General features: G+C 41.0%; 20 protein-coding genes. 7 read left to right on the top strand and 13 right to left on the bottom strand.

The genetic code is table 11. The features are described 5' to 3' along the window. Window positions 1-393 precede the first annotated feature (393 nt). Window positions 394-1,683, bottom strand: a complete 1,290-nt coding sequence (locus tag KPY62_RS04380; RefSeq protein ID WP_216580985.1) for a phosphoribosyltransferase domain-containing protein — start codon at window positions 1,681-1,683, stop codon at window positions 394-396. A 307-nt stretch (window positions 1,684-1,990) separates the two neighbouring features. On the opposite strand from KPY62_RS04380, the gene KPY62_RS04375 reads away from it, so the two are divergent. Next, window positions 1,991-3,256 carry a RidA family protein gene (locus KPY62_RS04375; RefSeq protein WP_216580984.1) on the top strand — a complete coding sequence of 422 codons (1,266 nt, stop codon included), beginning with the start codon at window positions 1,991-1,993 and terminating at the stop codon, window positions 3,254-3,256. A gap of 275 nt (window positions 3,257-3,531) precedes the next feature. Here the strand turns inward: KPY62_RS04375 and KPY62_RS04370 are convergent, their stop codons facing one another. After that, window positions 3,532-4,794, bottom strand: coding sequence for a S1 family peptidase (locus KPY62_RS04370; protein WP_216580983.1), 1,263 nt, complete (start codon window positions 4,792-4,794; stop codon window positions 3,532-3,534). Between the two features lie 276 nt (window positions 4,795-5,070). Here KPY62_RS04370 and KPY62_RS04365 point away from each other — a divergent pair, with 276 nt between their 5' ends. Then, window positions 5,071-6,258 carry a sugar transporter gene (locus KPY62_RS04365; RefSeq protein ID WP_216580982.1) on the top strand — a complete coding sequence of 396 codons (1,188 nt, stop codon included), beginning with the start codon at window positions 5,071-5,073 and terminating at the stop codon, window positions 6,256-6,258. Between the two features lie 139 nt (window positions 6,259-6,397). Here the strand turns inward: KPY62_RS04365 and KPY62_RS04360 are convergent, their stop codons facing one another. Next, a complete protein-coding gene (locus tag KPY62_RS04360) occupies window positions 6,398-7,567 on the bottom strand; it encodes an ATP-grasp domain-containing protein (protein ID WP_216580981.1) in 1,170 nt (389 codons plus the stop codon). Between the two features lie 258 nt (window positions 7,568-7,825). Here KPY62_RS04360 and KPY62_RS04355 point away from each other — a divergent pair, with 258 nt between their 5' ends. The 3 genes from KPY62_RS04355 to KPY62_RS04345 all read left to right on the top strand — a co-directional run bounded on the left by KPY62_RS04355 (window position 7,826) and on the right by KPY62_RS04345 (window position 11,807). Then, on the top strand, window positions 7,826-9,046 hold the full coding sequence (locus KPY62_RS04355) for a TerD family protein (RefSeq protein ID WP_216580980.1): 1,221 nt from the start codon (window positions 7,826-7,828) through the stop codon (window positions 9,044-9,046). Between the two features lie 295 nt (window positions 9,047-9,341). Continuing rightward, window positions 9,342-11,057 carry a LytS/YhcK type 5TM receptor domain-containing protein gene (locus KPY62_RS04350; protein WP_216580979.1) on the top strand — a complete coding sequence of 572 codons (1,716 nt, stop codon included), beginning with the start codon at window positions 9,342-9,344 and terminating at the stop codon, window positions 11,055-11,057. Between the two features lie 12 nt (window positions 11,058-11,069). Next, window positions 11,070-11,807 carry a LytR/AlgR family response regulator transcription factor gene (locus KPY62_RS04345; RefSeq protein ID WP_216580978.1) on the top strand — a complete coding sequence of 246 codons (738 nt, stop codon included), beginning with the start codon at window positions 11,070-11,072 and terminating at the stop codon, window positions 11,805-11,807. Between the two features lie 66 nt (window positions 11,808-11,873). Here KPY62_RS04345 and KPY62_RS04340 read toward each other — a convergent pair whose 3' ends face one another. From KPY62_RS04340 to KPY62_RS04325, 4 genes are all read right to left on the bottom strand, one after another. Next, complete coding sequence (locus tag KPY62_RS04340; protein ID WP_216580977.1) at window positions 11,874-13,316, bottom strand: YfcC family protein; 1,443 nt, start codon at window positions 13,314-13,316, stop codon at window positions 11,874-11,876. A gap of 320 nt (window positions 13,317-13,636) precedes the next feature. Then, window positions 13,637-14,251 (bottom strand): TerD family protein, encoded by a 615-nt coding sequence (locus KPY62_RS04335; RefSeq protein ID WP_216580976.1) that lies wholly within the window; start codon window positions 14,249-14,251, stop codon window positions 13,637-13,639. Between the two features lie 99 nt (window positions 14,252-14,350). Beyond that, a complete protein-coding gene (locus tag KPY62_RS04330) occupies window positions 14,351-15,103 on the bottom strand; it encodes a TIGR00266 family protein (protein WP_201622728.1) in 753 nt (250 codons plus the stop codon). Window positions 15,104-15,300: 197 nt separating this feature from the next. Further along, complete coding sequence (locus tag KPY62_RS04325; RefSeq protein ID WP_216580975.1) at window positions 15,301-15,876, bottom strand: TerD family protein; 576 nt, start codon at window positions 15,874-15,876, stop codon at window positions 15,301-15,303. 633 nt (window positions 15,877-16,509) lie between these two features. On the opposite strand from KPY62_RS04325, the gene KPY62_RS04320 reads away from it, so the two are divergent. Further along, complete coding sequence (locus KPY62_RS04320) at window positions 16,510-17,169, top strand: 7-cyano-7-deazaguanine/7-aminomethyl-7-deazaguanine transporter (protein ID WP_216580974.1); 660 nt, start codon at window positions 16,510-16,512, stop codon at window positions 17,167-17,169. A gap of 394 nt (window positions 17,170-17,563) precedes the next feature. Here the strand turns inward: KPY62_RS04320 and KPY62_RS04315 are convergent, their stop codons facing one another. The 4 genes from KPY62_RS04315 to KPY62_RS04300 all read right to left on the bottom strand — a co-directional run bounded on the left by KPY62_RS04315 (window position 17,564) and on the right by KPY62_RS04300 (window position 22,119). Next, window positions 17,564-18,538, bottom strand: a complete 975-nt coding sequence (locus KPY62_RS04315; protein WP_216580973.1) for an EamA family transporter — start codon at window positions 18,536-18,538, stop codon at window positions 17,564-17,566. Beyond that, window positions 18,535-19,602 carry a GlxA family transcriptional regulator gene (locus KPY62_RS04310; RefSeq protein ID WP_216580972.1) on the bottom strand — a complete coding sequence of 356 codons (1,068 nt, stop codon included), beginning with the start codon at window positions 19,600-19,602 and terminating at the stop codon, window positions 18,535-18,537. Before KPY62_RS04310 ends, KPY62_RS04315 begins: the two co-directional genes overlap by 4 nt. A 416-nt stretch (window positions 19,603-20,018) precedes the next feature. Next, window positions 20,019-21,398, bottom strand: coding sequence for a cation:dicarboxylate symporter family transporter (locus KPY62_RS04305; RefSeq protein ID WP_216580971.1), 1,380 nt, complete (start codon window positions 21,396-21,398; stop codon window positions 20,019-20,021). A 178-nt stretch (window positions 21,399-21,576) separates the two neighbouring features. Further along, window positions 21,577-22,119, bottom strand: coding sequence for an HPP family protein (locus KPY62_RS04300; protein ID WP_216580970.1), 543 nt, complete (start codon window positions 22,117-22,119; stop codon window positions 21,577-21,579). Between the two features lie 256 nt (window positions 22,120-22,375). Here KPY62_RS04300 and KPY62_RS04295 point away from each other — a divergent pair, with 256 nt between their 5' ends. Then, complete coding sequence (locus KPY62_RS04295) at window positions 22,376-22,927, top strand: TetR/AcrR family transcriptional regulator (protein WP_216580969.1); 552 nt, start codon at window positions 22,376-22,378, stop codon at window positions 22,925-22,927. Between the two features lie 279 nt (window positions 22,928-23,206). Here the strand turns inward: KPY62_RS04295 and KPY62_RS04290 are convergent, their stop codons facing one another. Together KPY62_RS04290 and KPY62_RS04285 are read right to left on the bottom strand one after the other, a co-directional pair. Continuing rightward, the gene (locus KPY62_RS04290; RefSeq protein WP_216580968.1) at window positions 23,207-24,313 is read right to left on the bottom strand and encodes a DUF475 domain-containing protein; all 1,107 of its coding nucleotides are present in this window, start codon (window positions 24,311-24,313) and stop codon (window positions 23,207-23,209) included. Between the two features lie 313 nt (window positions 24,314-24,626). Beyond that, window positions 24,627-25,202, bottom strand: coding sequence for a TerD family protein (locus KPY62_RS04285; protein ID WP_201622722.1), 576 nt, complete (start codon window positions 25,200-25,202; stop codon window positions 24,627-24,629). Window positions 25,203-25,393 lie beyond the last annotated feature (191 nt).

Here is a 25,393-nt window from a genome sequence, read left to right as displayed (position 1 = left end):
TGATAAACCCTTAATTCCTTTTAAAGTATTTACTCATTCACGTTATGTTAGGTCATCATCAATTAGTTAAAGCTTGAAATGACCTAACAACTGCGATCTCAAATCTTTGGTTTTCAAATAATTGAGAGGGTGGCGCTGAATGAGCAAATGAATAGACAGAATATATATGTAAAGGTAAGGTTAAGCAAGATGTCTATAACGTAAATATGAATTTTTTTATGCTATAAGCATCTTTTTTATTATGACTTTTACAATTAAGCGCCTCAAAATCAAATACCTATGAAACTAAGCTTTGTTTCAGCGGTAATCTTAAACAATCTAAAGACGCTATTATTAGCGCTATAAACTCATTATCAGTAACTATCAAGACCAATATCTATCTTAAACGAGACTTTAGCTAGGACTTACTATCAGCACATTATCCAAACCATGCCACAGGGAATCAACACTCTCAGACGAGGTTTCTACACACAATACGATCAAGTCCCAGTCAGCAGGGTTGACGTTATAAACAAAGTTAGTCATGCCTAAACCATAATTATCGGTAAAGCTTAACCTCGTGCTAATACCGCCCCCTAGCGCAATTGGCGAGCGGGTTAAGGCACTAAATTTAATTTCAGGATGATTAATTACATTATCGATATTGCTGTTTTTCTCAAGCCATTCCGCTAATAAAAACGGCAACCATACAAATTCATTACTGCCCAATACTAGAATTCTTGTAGGCAAGTAGGCGTCATCAAGCTGTCTTTGCTGATTAAAGACCCTAACTGCTTGTTGAAAATTTGCCAAGTAACTATCGAAGCCATCGGTGCTAGTTAAGGTGGGGAAACGTCCCCAATTGCCCGTATCACCTAAAGCATTACTACCAGCTTCTGTGGTATCAACAGATGGCATGGTTATAGGCTCAGGATTAGGGGCATCCGTCCATTGCCAAGCGCCAGATAGCAGATGATGCCGATAAAAGTCGATATTTGCTAAGCGGCTGGCAATGCTATCGTCAGTATCAGCTTGCTGCTGATTTAGCGACCAGTCAACCAAGGTTGTAAGATGTACTTGCTGTAGTTGGGTTAACCCTGCTGCCCGTAATGCGCTGACCACATTGACGCAAGTATTGCCTGTTGAGGCTTCATCATCGACCATAATAAGGGTCTTGGTCGCTAGCAGCTGGGCCTGAGTCACCTTATCAGCGCTTTGATAAATCAGATGCTGACTGGCATGACTATGGTCTTCGCTAAAAGTGGTCAATAAAATATTGTCGTTATTACCATCATCGTGCTGGGCATGGCGAGTAGAGTTAAGCAATAACGCATTGGGATAGCGTGTTTGCAACGCTTGATGAACGCCAGCGGATAGCCCAACTGCTGTCTCTGCCATACCAATCACTAAGATAGGTTCAGCTAACTCATCAGGGACCAAATTGGCCAAATCAGTAGAGGAGGTGCGCATAACACTCGGCGCCACTGGGATATGACGTCCTAAGACTTTTGAGACAAAAAGAAATGCACGCTTAGGATTAATACGCTGGGCAAAGTCTAATAAGTCTTCTAATTGATAAGGCTGCTCGCCAGCACCGGCACGTTTAATAGCCGCATTTATCTGATAGCTTAGCGCCAGCTCACCACGGGGTAGGACGATATTACGTTTGTGAACATCAATAGATTTAGCACCGTTTTCAATCATCGCCTATATATTTCCTGTTTTATAAATTCTATAAATAATTTTTATGATATCTAGTTCATTATACCCTTAGCCTTACATATTTGGGCTGAACAGGCTTTTATTTGAAAAATTAAATAGCTTTTTTTAACCTTTATTTTAGTTGTCTTAAACGAAGTTTATTTGTAGGTGCATCAGTTATTCCTATGGTACAGTTGTACACTATCACTGCTGTTCCTAACCATAATTATCTCGCTCTGCTTTTGCTAGGGAAAATACCCTTAAACCAATAGCTCTATAAAAATACATACCAAATAGGATCTATTTACCCATGAATAATATCATTATAAAAGCATCAAGAAACACGGACAGTGTCGCAAAATGCTCATTATCAACGCAAACCGTTGCGTTTTCCCATTATAACCATCTCTCTGGCCAATTACCTGTTGATCCACAAACCAAGGCCGTAGTCGCCGGCGATATTAGCGCACAGACAACCCAGTGCCTAGACAATATTAAGGCCATCGTTGAGAGTATTGGTCATGTTATGGATGACGTGGTTAAGATCACTATATTTCTAAAAGATATTACTGATATTGCCGCTGTAGATGCTGTTTATGCTACTTTTTTCCAAAGCTATCTGCCAACACGTACCGTGCTAGCAGTAGCAGCGCTTCCTATGGATAAGGCCTTGATACTAATAGATGCCGTCATCTCAAACGGTGAAGGGACTCAGCCACAAGCACCTTGTGATTTAGTAAAAGTGACCAACAACACGGATAATGCGCCAAAAACTAACGTCTCTACGCAAACGGTCGCGTTTTCTCACTATAATAATATTTCAGCGCAATTGCCTATTGATCCTAAGACCGGCAGCTTAGTTAGCGGCGATGTAAAACAGCAGACCGCTCAGTGCTTAAGAAACATTAAGGCTATTTTACAGAGCATCGATGTGCCCATTGATGATATTGTAAAAGTAAATATCTTTTTGACGGACCTGACAAATACTGACGCTGTAAATGAAGTCTACAGCACCTTCTTCCCAGATTCGGCTATTGCTAGAACTGTTGGTTACTTGCCAGCACGCACGGTTAGTGCGGCCACTGCGTTACCGATGCAGGCGCTAGTACAGATTGATGCGGTGGTGTCGCATGGTGATGGGACGCCTCCGCAAGAAGTTGAAGATAGACATGGTATCGTCATAAAAGCCAATAATACTACTAATGCTCCAAAGAGTTCAGTAGCCACACAAACAGTCGCTTTTTCTCACTATAATAATATCTCAGCTCAACTTCCTATCAGTGTTGAATCAGGTAAAATGATTACAGGCGATGTGACGGCTCAGGCAACGCAGTGCTTAGAGAATATCAAAGCAATATTACAAAGCATTGATCATGTTATGGATGATGTGGTTAAAGTCAATATTCAGCTTAAGAACATTGCTGATATCGATGCGGTAAATGATATCTATACTCCGTTCTTTAACAGTGATTTACCTGCGAGAACAGTCATCGGTGTGTCCGCCATTCCGATGGATGCTTTAATACAAATTGATGCTGTGGTTTCTAATGCTGAAGGTACACCACCAGCTTTATAGCATGCTCTAGATAGTTAATATTTATACAGTTAAGATTTAGCTAGTTAAGGGCAGTAGTCAAGGCTTTTAAGGATAGATACTACTGAGCAACCTGACTTAATAAAAGGGGACTAATAGCCAAAGCTACTAGTCCCTTTTTAGTGGTAATACTTGCTTTATACTGTTGACAGAAGTAGCATTGGCATCGATAAGTAACGCAATATTATCGAACTCAACGGACATTTATCTTCCTTAGTGCAGCGCTTATCAGTAGCTGTTTGCATCCTATTAAAAAATTATCCCTCACAACCTACCAACCATAGTGCACCCCGGCTTTGCTTACTTAGCTGCGGTGTGGTTAGTGGTATACGGTTGGCCATAGAAGAGAGTGAGTGGTTGGCTGAAGTGTTAACCGTATCATCGGTTAAATCCGTTAGGCTGATACCGGCACTGCTTAACAGCGCAGATAATAACTGAAATTTCACCGCGTAATTCATATTTTGTGCGTGCTCATAGTTTAAACTTGACGTAACCATGCCTAGCACCTCCCCAGTAGGTAATAATAGGGGGCTGCCACTAGAGCCAGGTTGAATCGGGGCAGTAAATTGCATATAGCGGATATCATTGCTGAAACCCGTCAGTCCTGAGACACAACCTTGAGTGACTTGTAGTTGACTGCTCACTCCAGATAAGGGAAAGCCCAAAGTAGTAATAGTCTCACCTAATAGATCATCGCATTGCTGCGCTAACGTTAGATAACTGGGTAGTGGCTCACTAACTTTTATAATCGCTGAGTCGCTACCGATGTCGCTGAGCACTACTTGTGCCTCACGATCAGGATAGCCTTGCTGGCGGATAGCGATCAAAGCTGCGGACTCAATCACATGGTAACAAGTGAGTAGATGATAGCGATCAATAGCAAAAGCAGTACCTGTCCAAGTTTCACCTGCAGCTACTTGTCGTGGCGGTCGCTCATCGCTATTGGACTGTCCTTGCTGCTGGCGTTGGGCTTCTTGTAGCAGGGCATGAGTATCTGGCGGGCGGATATCAAGACTAATCTGAATACGTTGCTCTAGACTTGCCAATCCTTGGCTGGAGGCCTCGCCCAAAGCCCGACATTTAAACTGCCCATTGCGCTGGTAGATCTCTAAAATGATAGCGGCTTTGACATGACGCTCATTGGCAATAAAGTCATAATGAATAGTGTCATTGTTTATCGCTAAGCTGACTGTATTTAGCTCAACAGCCGGTAAATTAAGCGTAGGTTCGTAATAGGCATAAACGATAAGCTGTAAATAGTGGATACCCTGAGTGTCAAAGAGTGGCTGTAAGTCTAGCTGCCAAACCTTTGGCTCATCAGCATTATCCAATTTTGCCCACTCCTTAGGCTCATGTAAATAAGCTGGACTACAAGCTGCCTTGCGACTCTCGTCTAGAGGTAGCCATAGTAGTCCAAGCTGCTGACCAAATTTGAGTGGATCTGAGGCAGAAAAACTCACTGAACATTGTGCTTGCTCAATAACCGTATTGGCGCCTAAAACTAAGGTCTGTGTACTCATAGCACGTCTCTTCTAGTTTTGCGGTAGGGTGGTTTATCATACTTAGGCGAACTTAGGCGAACTTAGGCGTACTGACACCTACATAGGCTTCACTTTAGTGACGCTAACAAAACAGCTTTACTCTGTAGCATTATAAACCGTGTTCACAGAGTAAATAAATGCTATCTAGGCTTGCTAGATTTTCGTTATTTTGCCATGCTACCTTAGTTGTGCTTGGCTGATAATATTCACTATTAAGCCAAGTATGTTCTAAAAGCCAATATTTTAGTAGGTCTTATGGCAAACCCTGTTGCAGCCGACTTAGTGACGCTTCGAACCCAATACCTTCGTATTATGTTAATGGGTGTCAGCGCGTTCGTCATCAATACCACAGAATTTGTTCCGGTAGCTTTACTAAGTGACATTGCCAAAGACTTTTCTATCACTACCGCCCAAACAGGTTTGATGTTGACCCTTTATGCTTGGGTCGTGGCTGCTATGTCGCTACCGCTCATGCTGTTGACCAGTAGGCTTGAGCGTAAGCGCTTACTATTGGCGCTGTTTGTAGTATTTATCGCCAGTCATGTACTGTCTGTTTTTGCTTGGAGTTTCCAAGTACTGCTCATTAGTCGAGTTGGCATTGCATTTTCACACGCTATATTTTGGGCAATTACTGCCGCTATAACTTTGCGCGTAGCACCTGAAGGCAAGAGGGCTATGGCACTTAGCATACTAGCGACAGGAACTTCCTTAGCGCTAGTGTTGGGCGTTCCTATAGGCCGAGTATTAGGCCAATGGTTTGGTTGGCGTACTACTTTTGCTGGCATAGGTATTCTTGCTTTTGTGGTATTTATTCTACAAATAAAATTACTGCCAAACTTGCCTAGTATGTTTGATGGCTCTTTTAGAAAGCTACCAGAACTCCTTAAAAATCGACTATTAGTTTCGTTATATATCTTTTGCTTTGTAGCCTTTAGCGCTGACTATGCCGCTTATTCCTATATCGAACCCTTTATGAATCGGATCGGCTCTCTTAGTGAAAACTCAGTCACCTTTATACTGTTACTATTTGGTGGTGCTGGCCTTATTGGTAGTTATATATTTGGTCGTTGGAGTGATAAATCTACGCCTATGATGATGCTGGTTTCTATAGTACTGATATTAGGGTCTATGTTATTGATGTTATGGTCAGTCAAATCGATATGGTTATTTAGTATGGTTACCGTGATTTGGGGTACAGCCATGATGCTATTAATGCTGACCGTTCAGACCAAAGTCATTGAGATCGATATCAATGCGCAAGATATGGTGATGGCCATGTTCTCGGGCGTTATCAACTTCGGTATTGGGGCTGGCGCGCTACTGGGTGGCTATGCCGTTAGTTACATCTCATTGTCTAGCGTAGGTTTCGTAGGAGCTGGTATTGCAAGCTTGGCGCTCCTACTTATGGTGGTTATGCTAAGACGCTTTCCTGAGTTGCGTTAGAAATTAGTGTTAAAAAATATCTAAGATAAAAGTTAAGTAAGTTAACTTTAACCAGCCTATCTTAAGGGTATAGTGCCTTTCCTGTTATAACTGCTATGTTTTTAGCCATTATGTTTTAGTCGTTATTTTTTTGAAAATATTAGATTTCAGCCTCAATCTTGACACTAGTCATGATTGAGCGCACTTGGCAGGGCTTAATTAGCTTGATGACGTCTGCTAGCTTGGGCTTAGCGGTTAAACCAAGCCAATAGCCAAAACCAATTTGGGTCAAGTCTACACCGCTATGACTGGTATAACTTATGCCCCCAGCAGGACGACTATTGATTTCGAGGACACGGTGCACGCCCTCATCATCGGCCTTAGTCTGTACGCTCACGATACCATCACAACCAAAGGCTTTGATCAAAGGAATAACCACTTCCATCACTGATTCTTCATAGCCGATATGTTGGATTTTACCAGTCTTATAACGCGTTACAGCGGCTAGCACTTCGCCATATTCACAGACCACATCGATAGAGTATTCTTGTCCTGAAAGATAAGGCATTAATAGCATCGGAATAGGACGCTCTTTGATCATTTGACTGTTGTCATAAGCGGCTATAAATTGCGCGGTATTAATCTTCTTCTCTTCAGTGAAATAAAGGTGCTCAAAGCTATCATAAGGCTCATCAGAGCTCTTACCAGTATCCAGTCGCCAAAACCCTTGGGCAAAGATACCAATGACGGGTTTGACACATAAAGGCTGATGGTCATACTGCGCTAATAAAGCTTTTAGCTCAGCAGTATTATCAAAGCGCCAAGCTGCTGCTACTGGAATATCATCAGTATGACAATGCTGCATAAAAGCAAACTTGTCTTCTATTGATGCCAAAGCTGCGACACTAGTAGCACCTGTTAACAGTCTGATACCTGCAGCTGTAAAGGCTTCACGCTGCGCCTCATAATCTATGCCATTACGACCAGTAAGCAGCACTTTGACATTATTGCGCTTGGCGTTTTCTAATACAAACTGCCAGCGCGGTATAGTAATAGAAGCTTGGGATGCTATCTTTTCATCCGCCACAGCAATAATAGGCTCCCTATATACCTCATCAGCACATTCAAAAATCTCGGGACGATCATGACGATGTGAGGCAATGATAGTGAATGGCGCAGGGCTGTAAGATTTCAATATTTGTAAGCTGGCAAGCATATCACGTTGGCTAGATTGACCTTCGGCGAGCCAAACGGCTGCTGATAAATTACTAGGATTATTCGTTTGGCCAGTAATGGTTTGACTAGTGGTATTGTTTACAACGTCATTCATAACTTTCTCAGGGTTGGCTTATCAGTATTGAGGTCAGGCTAAGTAGTTGAGAGATTATGCGCAAAACCCACTGTAGATACAACAGTAAATGGTCATAAATGCGGCTTTGAAACCTAATAAAAAGACAGTATAGGCGTTGCTATGATTATTAAGGTTAGGGTTCAACCGAGCAAGACAGGCACTTTATTCATGCTACTATAGGTCAACGCTAAAAACCCTGTTATCCCTTAATTATAACTACCCTAAAGGACCAATAGTATGAGCCAAAAGCTGATTGCTGGAGCCAATGCGCCGCTACCAAATGATAATATTAGCATCCGTATCTTGAGCCAAAACTCCATTGACTGCGCCGCTTATCGCCTGACTACAAAAGGTAAGGTGCGCGGTGATGGCGACATGATTTTTTACGGACAGACTAGTAGCGATGATAATAGTGTGAGCTTTCGCGGTCATGATAGCGATGGGTTCTTCGATATCAATTTATCGAGCCAACCTGCCAATATTGATAAGATTGCTTTAGCGTTTTCTAGTGCTCAAACATTGGCCCAAATTGGTGATGTAGATATTCAAGTATTGCAAGGCAGCCAAGTATTAATGACTTGCCAGCTCAGTAGCGCTGGACGCAACGAGAAAGCTATCATCTTAGCAGAATGTTATCGCCGTCAAGGTAATTGGAAGTTCCGTTTTATCGCTCAAGGCTTTGAGGGCGGGCTGAAACCTTTATCGGAGCACTTCGGGGTAGAGATTGCGGATGAAGCACCTGTGCCTGCCGCAGCTATCAACACTTCAAAACCTGCGCAAGCCAATGCTGCCAATAGTCCACCACCTATTCCAGCAGCTTCTTCGATTAACCTCAGTAAAATTACTTTAACCAAAAATCAATCCAGCATTAATCTAAAAAAACGCGACGATTTTGGTAAAATATCAGTCAACTTAGACTGGAATCAACGTCCAAATACGGATAAGGCTGCCCCTAAAAAAGGCTTGTTAGGCGACTTGTTCAAGCAGCATGGCGCTAGTGGTATTGACCTCGATGTTGGGGCAATGATCCACCTTAAAAATGGCGAAAAGACTTTGATTCAAGCCCTAGGCAATCGCTTTGGTAGCTTGCAGTCAGCCCCTTATGTTTGCTTGCGTGCAGATGATAGAACCGGGCAAGTTAGTGGCGGTGAATGGCTAGATATCAATGGTCAGCAGTGGGCACAGATTGAAGAGGTGTTTATCTTTGCCTTTATCTACGAAGGCGCACCCAATTGGGCTCAAACTGATGGGGTAGTGACAGTGCATGTTCCTGAGCAGCCACCGATCGAGACTCGTTTAACTGAAGGAGCTGGCAACTTGCCAATGTGTGCGATTGCACGCTTGGTAAACCAACAAGGCAGTATCAACGTTGAGCGTATTAACCAGTACTTTAAAGGCCATCAAGAGATGGACAAAGCCTTTAATTGGGGCTTTAGTTGGAAGCGTGGTCGCAAGTAAGGTTTTTAACACTAATAATAGGTCAATTACACTCTAGTGACGATTTTGGCAGTCGTTGCTAGGGTGGTCAGTACTTGTTAAACCGCCTATATATTTTCAAGCCTTTATTTGCCTTAAACAACGCTTATGCTTCAAAAAATTGTCATGTTCTAAGCAGCTTATATGCTCTAAAAAACTTAGATACTTTAAACACCTGCTATGTTCTAAACACCTTTTAGGCATGCAGCACCTCCTATAGCCACTATAAAAATGAGATATTTCGATGTGGGAAATATTGCTCCAAATGCTCTCAAGAATGACCCTCATTATTACTATTGCTTATCTAATTACTAGACTGCCTATATTTAGAAAGATGATTTACCAGCGAGTCGGCATAGGGGGATTATTCGTATTAATAATAATATTCGGTATGTTCGGCGTCATCGGTAACTATACCGCTCTTGTGGTAGAGCCTGGCAATCAAAGTGTTGTATCTAATTTGTGGAACACTACTCTCAAATCAAATAATGCGCTAATAGATACCCGTAATATCGGTATCATCATTGGTGGTTTCTTTGGTGGTCCGATAGTAGGTATAGGCGCATCTATAATTGCCGGCGGCCATCGGTGGTTAATGGGTGGCTTTATCAGTGACGCTATTTTTTGGATATCTATTTTGGGCGGCGGCCTCGCTGGATGGTTTGGCTATAAGCGCCGTGGTATGAGCTTAATTAGACCGAAATATATGTTTTTTACCAGCATCGTTATCTTAACTATTCAAATTATAGCTATTCCAATTTTAATCACTGATCACGCCGCAGGACTCAAGTTAATTAGTTTTACAGGACCGCCGGTTATTATTATTAATAGTATTGGTACATGGGTCTGTGCGTTGATTTTTTATAACGTCGTACAAGAAGAAGAGAGAACTAGAGCCAATCAAACCGTTAAAACCTTTTCTATTGCTGACCGAACCTTCTCCTTATTTCGAGGGGGTTTAAATGAAAACTCAGCTAAAGAAAGCACTAAGATTATCAAACAATTAACGGGAGTCGAGCACGTTGCGATTACTAGAGGTATTCGCGAACTGGCTTATACTGGGTCACTGAGTAATCACAAAAGACATGAACAAGAAGATTTGGTCTTACGCAAGCAGGTTTTAGCAACCGGCAAATCAGTGTTAAAGGAACCAAAAGCAAAATGGCTGTTTTCTAAAAAATCTAATAGCAGAGCCTCTATAGTAGTCCCCTTTTATGTCCATGATAAAACCATTGGTACGATCACTTTTTACTATGCAAGCTCGACTCATATTACTTCCGTTGAAAAGGAATTGGTTGAAGGTCTTGGTAAGCTGTTCTCAAATCAACTAGAGCTTGGTGAGATTGAACGTCATAATTTGTTACTACAAAACGCAAAAATTGAGGCATTACAAGCACAGATACAACCGCATTTTTTGTTTAATGCCCTTAATACTATCGTCGCTTTATGTAGAATTGATCCTATGCTAGCTCGAGATTTATTACTGCACTTATCTATTTATTTGCGCAACAATTTATCAGGTATCGCTGATTTTTTAGTACCGATCAGTAAAGAGATGGAAAACGTACAAGCCTATTTGGCTATTGAACAAGCACGTTTCCCAGATAAGTTTGAGGTGCATATAGCAATAGATCCTGAGTTGATTGACTATGGCATTCCACCTTTTATCATTCAACCTTTGGTAGAGAATGCGATAAAGTATGGCGGATTTAAAAAGACAAAAGCCAAAGGTAAAGTGAGTATTGACATTAAGAGAGTATCAGAAACCTTGATCTCAATTGAAGTGGCTGATAATGGTGTTGGGGTGGCAGCGGATCGAATAGTAGATTTGGGTGAGCGAGTGGTAAAGTCATCTAAAGATGGCAGTGGTACGGCGTTATTTAACATAAAAGAACGACTTACCGCATTATATAGTCAAGAGGCTTGCTTTGTAGTTAATAGCGATATGGGTAAAGGGACTAAGGTTATAATTATATTGCCAGTTGAACACTAAGGAAACGTGTCGATGAATGTATATGTTATTGAAGATGAAGTGCTGGCTAGACAAGAATTGATTTACCTACTAAAGGAGACAGGTAAGATCAATGTTATTGGTGAAGCTGAAGACATGCATCAAGCTTTATGGGATATCAATGACAAACAACCAGATGCTGTTTTTTTGGATATAGAACTCGAGAACGGCAACGGTCTTCAACTTGCCAAACAATTTCGCAATATGAAAAAGCCACCTATGATTGTTTTCGTGACTGCTTATGATGAATATGCGCTGGACGCTTTTGAATTAGATGCTATAGATTATATAGTCAAACCTATTGATAAAGTGCGCCTGCTAAAAGCAGTGAATAAGTTAATGAAGCTGAGTAGTACATCTCATACAGAGAGTAAGGTTGAGATTTTGCCCTTAGTTAGTAAAGACAAGAAACATAGTATTAGTATAAAAGAGGAAGATCGAATTATAGTTATCAATACTAAAGATATCTTATATATAGGAACAGAAAATCGGCAAGCTTATGTTCAAACTATAGAAAAAAAATATATAACTGATACTTTACTTTATAAAATGATGGATAAGCTTGGTGATGATTTTATTCAAGTGCATAGAGGCTATATCGTCAATATAAAACAAATAGCAGCATTAGAGCCTTGGTTTAATCGAACCTATTTAATTATCCTAAAAAACGGCGCTAAAATCTCGGTCAGTCGTACCTACGTTAAAGCAGTTAAGCAAGTGCTTGGATTATAAAATAATAAGGGTAAATGTTTATTACATCTACCCTTATTGTTTATGAATATGTTATTCGATTATTAGTTACGACCAACCAATTAGTTGTGCGACAATCAGTGCGCCAATGGCAATCATAGCCCAAACTGAAAAGATCGGTAAGAAAAAGCGTAACCATTTTTGGTATGGGACACCAGCAATAACTAGGGCCGCCATAAAATAACCACTAGTAGGGTAAAGAATATGCGAAAAACCGTCACCAAGTTGATAAGCTAGAACTGCAGTTTGTCTTGTTATTCCTATAATATCAGAAAGTGGTGCCATGATAGGCATGGTAACAAGGGCTTGGCCACTACCAGAGGGGATAATCAAATTGATAGCTGATTGTACAAAATACATGCCAACAGCCGACAACTCAGCAGGCAAGTCTCCAACTAAAGTTCCTAGGGAATGGGCAATAGTATCCATGATATGACCATCTTCAAAAATCACTGCGATTGAGCGAGCTAAGCCAGCAATAAATGCGCCCATCAACACATCTTTAAAGCCTTGGTTAAATCCATCACATATTTCAACCGGCTTTAGACCAGCAATCAGTCCAACGACGATGCCCATAATAATGAATAGTCCAGACATCTCTATCATAAACCAGCCTTGCTGCAACACGCCATATACTAATACTGCAAAGACAACAAATACAGTAAAGGCGGCTAGCTTCTGGCGAAGCGTCATAGTGAGAGCAGTACCACCAATAATATCTTTAAACTCTATTCTTTTTTTACTATCTTCTTCATAGACATAACTTTTTGACGGATCTTTCTTAATTTTACGTGCATACTTAACCGTTAGTAAAATCGCAGCAGTAATAGCTAGAAGTAAAACTACTGAACGCATGCCCATTCCAGAGAATACTGGTATCCCAGCTATTTTTTGTGCCAGCCCAGTATTGATTGGATTAAGCACGCCAGCACTAAAACCCGCAGCAGTGCCACATAAGGCAATTGAAGCAGCAACTACTGAGTCGTATCCTAAAGCAATAATCAACGGCATAATGACTGGGATATAGACTAAGGACAATTCTACTGCCCCTATTAAGGTGGCGATAAAAGCAAATACAGTAGTTAAAACGGCTATTAGTAGTAGACCATTATTGGCAAATTTACGCGCTAGTTTATCAACAGCAACTTCGATAATTCCCGTTCTTTTGAGCACTGTAAACATGCCGCCAATGATAAATATAAAGAATATAATTTCTCCTGCATCAATAAGACCCCTAGGTATGGCAGTAATAAATTCGACAATGCCGACTGGGGTTTGCTCTATTAGATGGAATGAGGTGGCATCAATGGCTGTTCTACCATCTGGTCCAGGTATACGATCGTATTGACCAGAGGGTATAAAGTGGGTAAGAATAGCTGAAATGGCACTGAATACAAATAAGATGACATAGATATGCGGCATCTCGAATTTCTTCTTTTGCCCCGCTTTTTTATCAACGCTAGCAATGCTATCAATTTTATGGTCTGACATTTTGTTTACTCCAAATAATCCGTTTTAGAGAATATGACTTATACGTCCTGTGTAGGTAAAACTGTATTATAAAAAGTACTGACAGTGTTGGGAATCATACGAAATGGTCATATAGACGACGAGTTGTACATCAGAAGCAACGAGTTGCTCATTAGTGTTATATTCATAAAGCATCAAAAGATAAATAAAGTCTTGAGTTAAGGCTTTATTGATAAGTAGGGTAGGCAGTAGTAGAGCTAAAAATTGATAGTTATAAGGAGCAATAAAAAAGCCCAGCTATTTAAAATAGCTGGGCTCTTTTATTGATCTATGGTGATTAACTAAGCGTGCGGAGAAATGGCCGGCATCAAGTCATGAAAGGTACGACCAGTAGCAGTTTCGCCAATAGCGTGCATTTTCCACTCATCATTATGACGATAGACTTTAGCCATGATCATAGCAGTATGAGTACCTTGCGATGATAAGTTATAGCGAGCTACTTCACTATTATTATCCGCATTAACAATGCGGCAAAAAGCGTTTTCTACGGTCTCAAAGGTTTGACCAGTAAAGCTGTTTACCGTAAATACTAGTGAAACCACATTAGCTGGAACTTTTGAGAGGTCAACATTGATGACTTCATCATCGCCATCACCATCACCAGTACGGTTATCACCTGTATGTAGAATACTGCCATCTTTGGACTGCAATTGGCTAAACCAAATGGCATCAACGGCTTGTTTATTGCTATCGAACATAATGCAAGAGGCATCTAAATCGATAGAATCACCGCCACTACTACCGCCGCCAAACAGCTTACCTAAAAATCCGCCTTTCTTCTCTGGCGCTGCTGATTGCGCAACATCCCAACCTAAGCCTAGCTTAACTTTAGTAAGCGTACCGCCGGCTTCTTTGCTTAAGGATATTTTCTGTCCCTTTTGTAGACTGACTGCCATGTTATATTCCTTATACTAGTCATTAAAATGAATTATTAGAAACGAGCTATTAAAAATAAACGGTTAATAAAATAGAACTTATAACTTATAGTGCAGCATTTATAAAAGGTTACCTAGCATGCCACTATTACCGCCACGACCTCCTGAGCTAGTGCCTAGGATACTCTGTAGCCAGCCTTGATAGCTGTCACGATTTCTGGAACAGATAACAACCTTTCCGTTACCTGAAAAATTCAATACCATACCTTCACCGCTAGTAACTGAGTTAATGATATTACTCATAAAGCCTTTTTTCTTACTAGTAGCGACGGAGAGCTTATACTCTAAATTTGAATCCCAGCAGACCACATGACCATTATCGATAATGACATCTTTACCAGGGGTTACTTCAATCTCAAATAATGAGCCAAAACCAGAAACTACTACTTGACCATTACCTTGAGTCTGCATAACCATAAAGCCGCCGGTATCCCCGAATACAGCCCCACCAAGATTGCGTTGAATTTTAGCTTTAACATCAACACCGGTTTGTGCCGCTACAAAGGCACCGTCACTCAAAGTGTACTGCTGAGCGCCGACATCTAGTATTTGCATATCACCGTCTAGAGTAGGAGCTAGCAAACAATCTCCTTCGCCATTGACTGCTTCAATCTGTTGCTGAAACAATGATTCATCATTGGCAAAACGGCGCATTAGTGACTGCACTAAGCCGCCTTGCAGCTTACCTTTAAGCTCAAGGTTAGACTCCATCATCACCATTGCATTGGCTTCACAATAAATCGAATCGCCTTTTTTAAGATTACAATGTAGAAACGGTTCGATCGTACCGATTAAGCTGAATGTTGCCGCCATAGGATGAAAATCCTTATATCAGTGTTTTAATAGTGCTTTGCTAGGGTTTAAATGACTATAATTTAACGGTGTTTTTTTATTTTCGTATAGCTGTTTAAAAAAATACTTTCACTAGCCCATTAATTTTAAAGCCATCAAATGTGATAATAAAACACACTTGATGGCTTATTTTAAGTTGGCTAAGTTAGCTTTTATTGTTAGACATTAACGCCATAAGATGAAGCTAATGGACCTAAACCGCCGCTGAAGCCTTGGCCTACTGCACGGAATTTCCAATCACTGTTATGACGATATAATTCACCAAAAATCATCGCCGTTTCAGTACTACCATCTTCTGATAGGTCATAGCGGGCGATCTCAGTTTGACCATCGTCATTAACGACACGGATATAAGCATCACCAACTTGGCCAAAGTTTTGGTTACGAGCTTGGCCTTCATAGATAATGGCACAAAGCGCTACTTTGCTGACATCAGCTGGAATGTTAGCTAGGTTTACTTTGATAGCTTCATCATCGCCGTCACCTTCGCCAGTACGGTTATCGCCAGTGTGTTCTACAGCGCCATTGTCTGACTTTAAGTTATTAAAAAAGATAAAGTCTTGATCGTTACGTACTTTACCGCCTTCATTGACCAAAAAGCCAATAGCGTCTAAGTCAAAATCTTGACCGTCAGTAGCACGTGGATCCCAGCCAAGACCAACCGTAATATTGGTTAAGCCTGGTGCTTCTTTTGATAAGTTTACGTTGCCGCCTTTCGTTAAGCTAATAGCCATAAAATTGTCCTTTGATTTATTGATTGGATTGATTTTTTGTTGGAGATACTGGTACTAAAAATACTGAGTTCAAAATACAGCTTTTATCACCTTACCTACTATAGTGGTACTACTCATAATATTACTTACTGGCTATATTAGTATTTATCATAACTAGTACTTACCATAATATTAGCTGCGATATCAGTAACTATAGCTGGTAAATAGAGAGCTGCTTAGATAGTGTTCATCTACTTTGACCAAGTTAATCAAGCCATAGATATATTTAAGTTTTACTATACTAAGCGCTTACAGACTAAGCAAGTCGTATTTTGTGCGTATGTATTACACTTGTATCGTAGTTGAATTATGAGTGGTTCAAACCTTAATCAACTCCTGCTAACTATAGTGAATATGTATTATTAAGCTCTATAAATCTCAAATTTTGAGCCCCAGTTAGCAAATCCGGTCAATAAATGTAAAGGCTATAGTAAAAGTATTGTTTACAAGGACAGCGTTGCGCAGGATAGAGCTTACGCAAGGTGAAGAGGCTCAAACTTTGCGCTAGAATCACTTTAGCCATAAGTACCATTTTGCTTTATAATAATGCGCTCTCAGGTTCCCTCAACCCTGATCTAAAAAAAGGACTCTTTGATGAGCATCAGTAATATTTCTATCACTCCACTTCAATCCATACGCTATAGCCGTGCCTTATTCTGGCTAGTCGGCCTACATATCTTTATCATTGCTATCAGTAATTATCTGGTGCAAATACCTGTCGGATTATTTGGTTTTATCACTACTTGGGGAGCGATTACCTTTCCGTTTATCTTTTTGATTACTGATCTGACCGTACGTATATTTGGTCAGCAGTTAGCTCGAAGGATTATATTTTTTGCCATGCTTCCGGCGCTAGTTATCTCCTATTATTTCTCTGTAGTCTTTGCAAATGGTCTATTTGTCGGCCACGAGAAGCTATTAGACTTTAATCTGTTTGTATTTCGCATTGTCTTGGCAAGCTTTGCCGCTTATGTGGTTGGTCAGCTGTTAGATATCCAAGTCTTTAACAAATTGCGCCAGCTTAAAACTTGGTGGATTGCACCCCTTGTATCAACGTTTATTGGTAATTTGATCGATAGTCTGTGCTTTTTTGCTATTGCCTTTTATCGAAGCCCAGATGCCTTTATGGCGACCCATTGGATCGAAATTGGCACTATGGACTATCTGTTTAAGATGGTGATGGGGGTGTTGATCTTTTTACCGCTGTATGGTGTGGTATTAGCAAAGTTGCAAAAGATGCTGGCAGGGAAGTAGAAACTAGATAGTGGCTACAACCAGTTCATTGTATAAACAATACAGCAAGATTGAGATCAGTTTTTTGCAGCCTCTGTCGGCGTAGGCGTAGGCGCAGGTATAGGTATAGACACAGCAAGCCAAAAAAACTCTTCACAGTCTCGTGTCATAAAGTGATGTATCTATTTTATTTGATATCGACTATATAAGTCGACTGCTGACTTTATTGTATATTGCCATCAGAAACGTGACTGATGCTGTATGAAGTGTCTACATAGCAAATACTGGATAGTAAATACGGGAGAGCAATTACTAGTATCGGGCTATCGATTTGTTTAATTGATAGCCGAATATGACTTTTGAGTACGTTCCACTGTCAGCAAAATATTTATAATCTGCCTCTATTGTTAGCCCATCAACTTAACCTAGGCTTCGCCTGTCGCACAAAATGGCTGCGCTTTAAATTCGCCAGCACCAATCCCAATAAAATTAACCCCATCGCCAACATCTTCCACCAAGTTACCACTTCACCAGTGAGTAGCACCGACGTTATCATGCCAAATATGGGCACGAGTAGCGCAAACGGTGTTACCTTTGAGGCGTTATTTTCACTCAATAACAATGCCCATAATCCAAATCCAACTAGGGTAGAGATATAGACAATAAAGACAAGTGCCCACCAAGATTTCATTGAGGCGTGCGTAAATGTCGCAACTTGCCAACTATCGGTCTCAAATATTAATGAAGCAATAGTCAAGATCACACAGGCTATTAAGCCGCCCCAAACCACCAGCGATAATGCTGATAATGGCGCTGACTGTGCAGTAGTTACTGGCGCTAGACTTACTATTGTATTAATAGGTTGAGGTGTGTTTGCAGACAGTGGCTTTGCTGCCTGACTCGAAGCCTGTTTGGAGGCAATATTGCCAAAGCTCCAGCCTGTAGCGGCAATCAAAATACAAATAAACCCAAGCAGCGGCATATCCCCGCCTAAGTTGGTCGCAATCACTGCCAGCCCCAATACGCCAATGACCATCCCCACAAGCTGCATTCGGCTAACAGGCTCACCCAGCATAAAATAGGCGAGCGATACAGTGATAAATATCTGTAATTGCAATAGCAGCGCCGTCAAGCCAGCTGAGGCACCAAGGTGCATGGCAGTGAATACAAAGGCGTATTGCATCACAAAGGTGCCGATGGCATAAATGAATAGGGTGCGGTTAAACTCAGGTGGCTTGATAAATAGCACCAAGGGAATGGCAGTAAAAAAGAAACGCATGGCGCTCAGCATCAGCGGCGGAAAGCTCTCAAGCGACCAAGCAATAAAGGTAAAATTGATACCCCAGATTAGGGTGACAATGACAGCAAGCGCAAGGTGTAGTGGGGTCATTGATTATCCTTTGAGTTGGCGTGTTGTGAGGGAGCAGCACGATAATAGCTAGACGGCGTACCCGACTCATTAAATATATGCCAAGCTCTTCTCAACTGAACATCAGAGCTAAATCCAGCAATATCTGCCGCTTTAGTCACGCTAAGCCCTGTGGATAATGCTGACTTGGCAAGGCTAAGCCGCACTAAATTAACGTACTGCATGACAGAGATATCCGTGTTCTGCTTAAACAATCGGGTTAAATGCCGAGGTGAAGTGTGAGCCAAATCTGCTAAGCTTTGCATTGACCACGCCGCTTTTGGTTCTAAGGTGATAGCGGCCTGAACTCGATGTACCGCAGGATGCAGATGCGAGCGATGCGTGAGCAGCTCAGAAAACTGGCTATGCTTAGCAGTGCGCCTCTGCGGCATGACCAGCCACTGAGCCACTTCACTAGCTACTATCTCACCGCAAACTTGGGCGATTTTATGTACCATCAAGTCAATACCTGTAGTCACCCCAGCACTGCTAGCAATCGCACCATCCTCTACAAACACGCAGTCTTGTTGCAGCTGACAATCAGGAGCAATGAGAGCGAGCTCGTCCAAATCCAGATGATGGGTGGTGACTTTACGATTGCTTAGCAGTCCTGCATAGCCTAAAAATAAGCTACCTGCGCAGACAGTAATAATCTCTAGCTGGTGTTTTTTAATCGGTAAATCAGTCAGCCAAGCAATAAGCTGCTTATGGTGTGGTAGATTGGGGTTTAGAGGCTCACTGCCTTCTTGACCTAAAATAACTATCCAAGCCATTGATGGCATTAACAATAAGTTTTTTGGGTCAGGCATTGGCTGAATTTGGCTGACGATTAACCCTGTAGATAATGTTGCGGACTCGGCAAACCCTACATAGTGTACCTTAAATAGTGGGTCTTCATGATGGGCTTGAATATGCGCTTGCGCCTGTAATACTCGATTGGCAATGCGTAAAGCCTCAGCGGGGCCGATTAGGTCGAGCCCTAATGAACCTTCCAATACCACAAAATAAACGTGAATAGTGAGCGGATTTTGCTGAGGTTGTGGCAATGGCTGAGTCTTCCTTTAAATAAAAGCTGCAAGTATTGATTAAAAGCACAGCTATTGGTTTAGCCTTAAAAGGAGGTTGTTGTAATACTGGCTATCATTATTTTTTGTTTGATAACCGCTATTGTACAAGCCTTAACATGCCGCTGCGATTTGCTAGGCGCCAATGACCGAACAGATTGGGACATTTTTATGCTATTACCACTTTATGGAGTCTGGTTTAATTTTGCTGATTGAATCCTAAATAGGTTTTAGTAGGAATCTTGGTAGATTGCTAAAAAGTATGCTGGTATCAGATATAAGCATAATGGTTATGAAAGAGAACCAAATTAAAGACTTTAAAGTGATTCTCTTTCATAGAAATAGCAGCTTCTTATAACGACTCTCTTGAGTCAGTGTCTAAGATGGCAGTTATAAGCTTAGCTCGCCTTATAAGCCACGTTATCAACCGTAGTGCCTACAAATCCATCGGCTTCGATAGATTTACCGAGAATACGGTTGCCAACGACACCGGAAGTGATAGAGCCACTGACATTCACTAGTGTGCGCATCATATCGATTAACGGCTCGATTGAAATCAACAGTCCGGCTAGCTCTAACGGCATGCCTAAAGTCGATAACACGATGATAGCAGCAAACGTTGCACCACCGCCTACACCGGCCACGCCGAATGAGGCGATCATAGAAATACCCACTACAGAAGCTAGAAAGCCTGCGTTCCAAGGGTCAATGCCCATCGTTGGAGCAATCATAATCGCTAGCATGGCAGGATAAACACCAGCACAACCATTTTGCCCAATAGTAGCGCCGAAAGATGCAGAAAAGTTGGCGATAGGTTTAGCCACGCCAAGCTCATTAACTTGCGCATCAATATTCAGTGGAATAGAAGCGGCAGAGCTACGTGAGGTAAAGGCAAAGGTCAGTACAGGGGCAATTTTCTTAAAATGCGCAATAGGTGAGCGGCCTGTCAACATTATAATAAAAGCGTGCACTATTAGCATGATAAATAGAGCAACATAAGAGGCCAGTAAGAACTTGGCCAATTGCCAGATAGCAGTAGCATCAGTGGTGACTATCACTTTAATCATCAATGCTAAGATACCATAAGGGGTCAAGCGGATGATAAAGCGCACTAAAGCCATGATCCAGCTTTGTAAGACATCGATAGTGCGAATGATGACTGTGCCTTTTTCGGGATCATTCTTATTAACCGTCAACGCTGCCACACCTAATAAGCTGGCAATGACTACTGCTGCTATCATCGAGGTACTTTCTAACCCAGCGAATGTACCACCGATACTAGTAGGAATAAAGCTTAAGATTAAACCTGGAATCGTTAAGTCCGCAACTTCTGTACTGCTCTCTACCATACTTTGGCCACGAGCGATTTCTGATTGACCTTGTACGATTGAGCTGGCATCAAGATGGAATAAGTTGGCGATAATAGCCCCATCTAAAGCAGCGATACCGGTAGTAACAAGTAAGGTGCTGATGATCCAAAAGCTCATTGAACCGATCATAGAGGCTTTTTCTAAGCGAGCAATAGCGGCCAATATCGAGATGAAGACTAAAGGCATAGCAATCATTTTTAATAAATTCACGTAGCCATTGCCGACGATATTGATCCAAGGTAAGAAGTCAGTCGTATCAACGTTAAGAGCTGAGAGTATCAGGCCGTAAACAACACCTAGAAATAGACCAAGAAACACACTGCGACTCAAGGAATCACTTTGGCGGTGATAACGCCATAAGCCATAGAGCAGTACTATAAAAACAGCAACTAATAATAATAACATCATGATAAAGACCTTAAACACCGAAAAATATAAAGAAAACCTAAAAATCAATCTGGGTCATTATCCTGATCTAGCTCATAAGGTCTAGCGCTAAGTGACGATGTTGTTATTCCATTTCGTTATAAGCATCAAACAATTAGGTTATAAGTCTGTTTTTGTCTGGTTTACAGAGTTAATTATCCTACCACCAATAGGTCGGATACTGCCTACTTTTACTCTCATTACCTTTTAAATCACTAGTTAAGTTGTTATAAATCAGCGCCACCAAAACTAGTGTCACTGACCCTATTAATGTCGGAGTAATTAAAAACTGCCAACTGGCCCCGCCAATCATCACGATTAATGGGTTTGAACCTGCAGGTGGATGCGGCATTCGAAACAGTAGCATTAATGCTATCGCTGTACCCACGGCAGTCGCCAAGCTCCACCAATGCACACCGAATAAGCTCATAAATACTAAGCCAGTCAGGGTGGCTATACAGTGCCCACCAATGACACTTCTCGGCTGGGCAAAGGGACTTCTGGGATAAGCAAATATCAACAAACAACTAGCTCCAAACGATCCCAAAATCATCATCATGTCTTGCCATTCACCAATGAGGGCTAAGCTAGCAGTAGCTATGGTCCCACCAGCCCACGCTATTATTATCATCCATATTGGTAGTCTTTTTGGGCAAGGTTCTGCTTGGCCTTTAAACTTATCTAAACGAAATATCTGAATCATTATTTTTTCCTTTAAGTTCTACAACTTACGTCCTACAACTGTAAATAAATTTAACAATTTGCGACGATCTTATCCTTTTAAGGCTAACATTTTAAGTTCACCGCTTATCACTATAGCTTTTCTACTTTTTTAAAAATTAACAATGATTCTATTGAGTTAGAGATATACTGATAGGTATATTTTTAAACGTTATCTTTAGTATACCGAACGGTATATAAATATTCTAGCTTTATTTTGAATAAGTAAGGAATGATTAATGGCACTGCGTGATACCATACTCTATAAAAGCTATGAGGTCTTTTACCAGCATGGCTTTCATGCTAGTGGTGTAGATCTATTAGCAAAGCAAGCAGGCACGACCAAGCGCACGCTATATGCACATTTTGGCAATAAAGAAGGACTGATTGAGGCGGTGTTGGCGTATCGCCATGAATGCTTTATAGGTCAATTAACGAATAGCCTTAGTAACTTGAATAGCCAAACCACTACTACTATAGCGATAAGCTATCTAGAGTTTTTAATCCAATGGACGTCATCCGATAACTTTTATGGCTGTATGTTTATTAATGCCTGTGCTGAGTTCGCCAGTTCAGAAGATATTCCCCATCAAATTGCGCGCGATCATAAGTTTAAAGTTAGACAGTTGCTATTGGCGCAGTTTAAGAGCTTAGGTACAGATAATCCTCAACAAAAAGCCGATAGCTTATTTATATTTGGCGAGGGCATTATCGTAGCCGCTCAAACTGAGCAGCGTGACTTAGATTGGGATATTCATAGTGTGGTAAGTATGTTAGTAGGAGAGAGATAATAAATACAAAACATACTGATAATCATTAGGCCTTAATGGATGCCTCGTGCTTCAGGAACACTTAAAAGAATAATTTTTTATAAATAATGACACCCCCTTAGCTACTAAGCTTATCTTGGTCTTTTGCCTCTAGTAAATCGCTGTATAAAGTACCCTCTACACATGCCAATTTATAATACTATATCTAAAGTATTACCCATAAAAAAAACAGGCGGTAGCGAATAATTGCTACAGCCTGTTAATTTTTCTGACAGCTCTGAATTAATTTAAATGACTAAATTAATCTAATTGTCTGGTCTTTAAATCAGGATCATTGGTCGCTTTCAAAGCTTCTTGTCGACGATGCTTAAGGGATGCTAATAACGCCCAACCGATAAAGGCAATACCGATAAGACCAGTGATAAGCTCTGGCACATGGAACTTCATCGATATCAACATAATAAGGGCTAAGGCACCAATAGCGTAATGCGCACCATGCTCAAGATAGATAAATTCGTCCAATGTACCTTTATCTACTAAGAAGATAGTCATAGAACGTACAAACATCGCACCAATAGCTAAGCCTAACATGATAACGATAACGTCGTTAGTAATAGCAAAGGCACCGATAACACCATCGAAACTGAATGAGGCATCGAGCACTTCTAAGTATAAGAAGCCTATAATACCGCCTTTCATAATAGCACTACCTGCAGCACCAGTGCTGCCAGCACTACTGCCTTCACCCTCTAATTCCTCTTCTAAGTCACCCTCTAACATACCAGAAATTACTTGTACCCCTAAGTATATTAAGATACCCCAGACGCCGGCTATTAGCACTGCAGCGGACTGGTCAGGTTGAACCCAAGTTAGAGAAATCATCAAAATTACTAGCGCAACAAATACACTCATAGCATCGACTTGACCAAATTTGGCTAAGCGGCTTTCAAGCCAATCAAACCAGTGTACTTCTTTATCATCAAAGACAAAGTTTAAGAATACTAGTAATAGGAACATACCACCAAAAGCTGAAATTTCAGCATGATGCGCTAGTAGTTTAGCTGAGTATTGTTTTGGATCATTCAAGGCCAAGTCGATAACTTGCATCATTCCTAAGTCAGCGGTGACGGCAACAATGACGATCGGGAATACTAGGCGCATACCAAAGACGGCAACCAAAATACCCACAGTCAAGAAAATCATCTTCCAAAAGTCATCCCAGCCCTTGAGCACTGAAGCATTGACTACTGCGTTGTCGAAAGATAACGAGATTTCCATAACTGCCAAAATAGCAGTAATCGATAGCGTAGATATGAGCCCGCTCATACCGCTATGTGAATACCCCCACCATGCGGCTACCGCTAAAGCGATAGCGGTAAAGATAAAATCTAAATAAAAATGTCTCATGACATGTCCTGTCTGATTGCATAAAGCTAATGTCGTTAAAGCTGGTTTGTCGCTGAGGAAATAACCTAAGCCTATACTATAAAAAGCAGCTATTGCTAGCTACTTTTTGAGTATAGTTATAAATAAAAATCAATAGAAAGATAAACCATTGCCGAAGGTTTTACTACTAAAAAATGCATAGTTTTGCAATTATTTGTACTTCATGCTTAGTCAACCCATGATATGGGCTAAGGACTGTATATCAATTTTTTATACCCAGCCGATATTGGATGGTCCACTATCTATTATAAAAATATTGAGACTAAATTGAGAATTAGATATCAACGCCATACTGCTGACACATAGCTTGCAGACCACCGGCATAGCCTTGACCTACTGCGCGAAATTTCCACTCGTTGTTATGGCGATAGACTTCACCGAATACCATTGCGGTTTCGACAGAGTAGTCTTCTGCTAAGTCAAAGCGTACCACTTCAGTGCCCGTTTCTTCATTAACAACACGGATAAAAGCGTTAGCAACTTGACCAAAGTTTTGACTACGTGCAGCCGCATCATGAATGGTAACTGTTACGACGATTTTGTCTACATCAGCTGGGACTTGAGTTAAGTTAACTTTAACCAATTCATCATCACCATCACCTTCGCCAGTGCGGTTGTCGCCAGTATGCTCAACAGCACCGTTATCAGATTTTAGCTGATTATAAAAAATAAAATCGTGGTCGCCGCGCACTTTGCCAGCAGTACTCAATAAAAACACACTGGCATCTAGGTCGAACTCGGCCCCTGAAGTAGCACGTTCATCCCAGCCTAAGCCAATAAGTAATTTGGTTAAGTTAGGATCAGTTTTGGTTAGCGATAGGTTACCGCCTTTATTTAATGATAAAGCCATGGTTATGTCCTTTTTATTAGAATAAAATTATTTTAAGAGCAAAGAAGCTAAACGAATGAAGATATATATTATTTAGGAACGGTCTATCATAACAACAATAAATGACCCAATCAAAGCTGATAAGGTCATTGTTATTAAGGTTTATGTAGTTTTGCTATAAATTTAGCTGCTTTGCACAGCAAAACAGCTGG

Origin of the sequence: Psychrobacter sp. TAE2020 (assembly GCF_018919485.1) — a bacterium.
GTDB lineage: Bacteria > Pseudomonadota > Gammaproteobacteria > Pseudomonadales > Moraxellaceae > Psychrobacter.
Note: the sequence above shows the minus strand (reverse complement) of the source record. Positions and strands in the feature narration are given on the sequence as shown.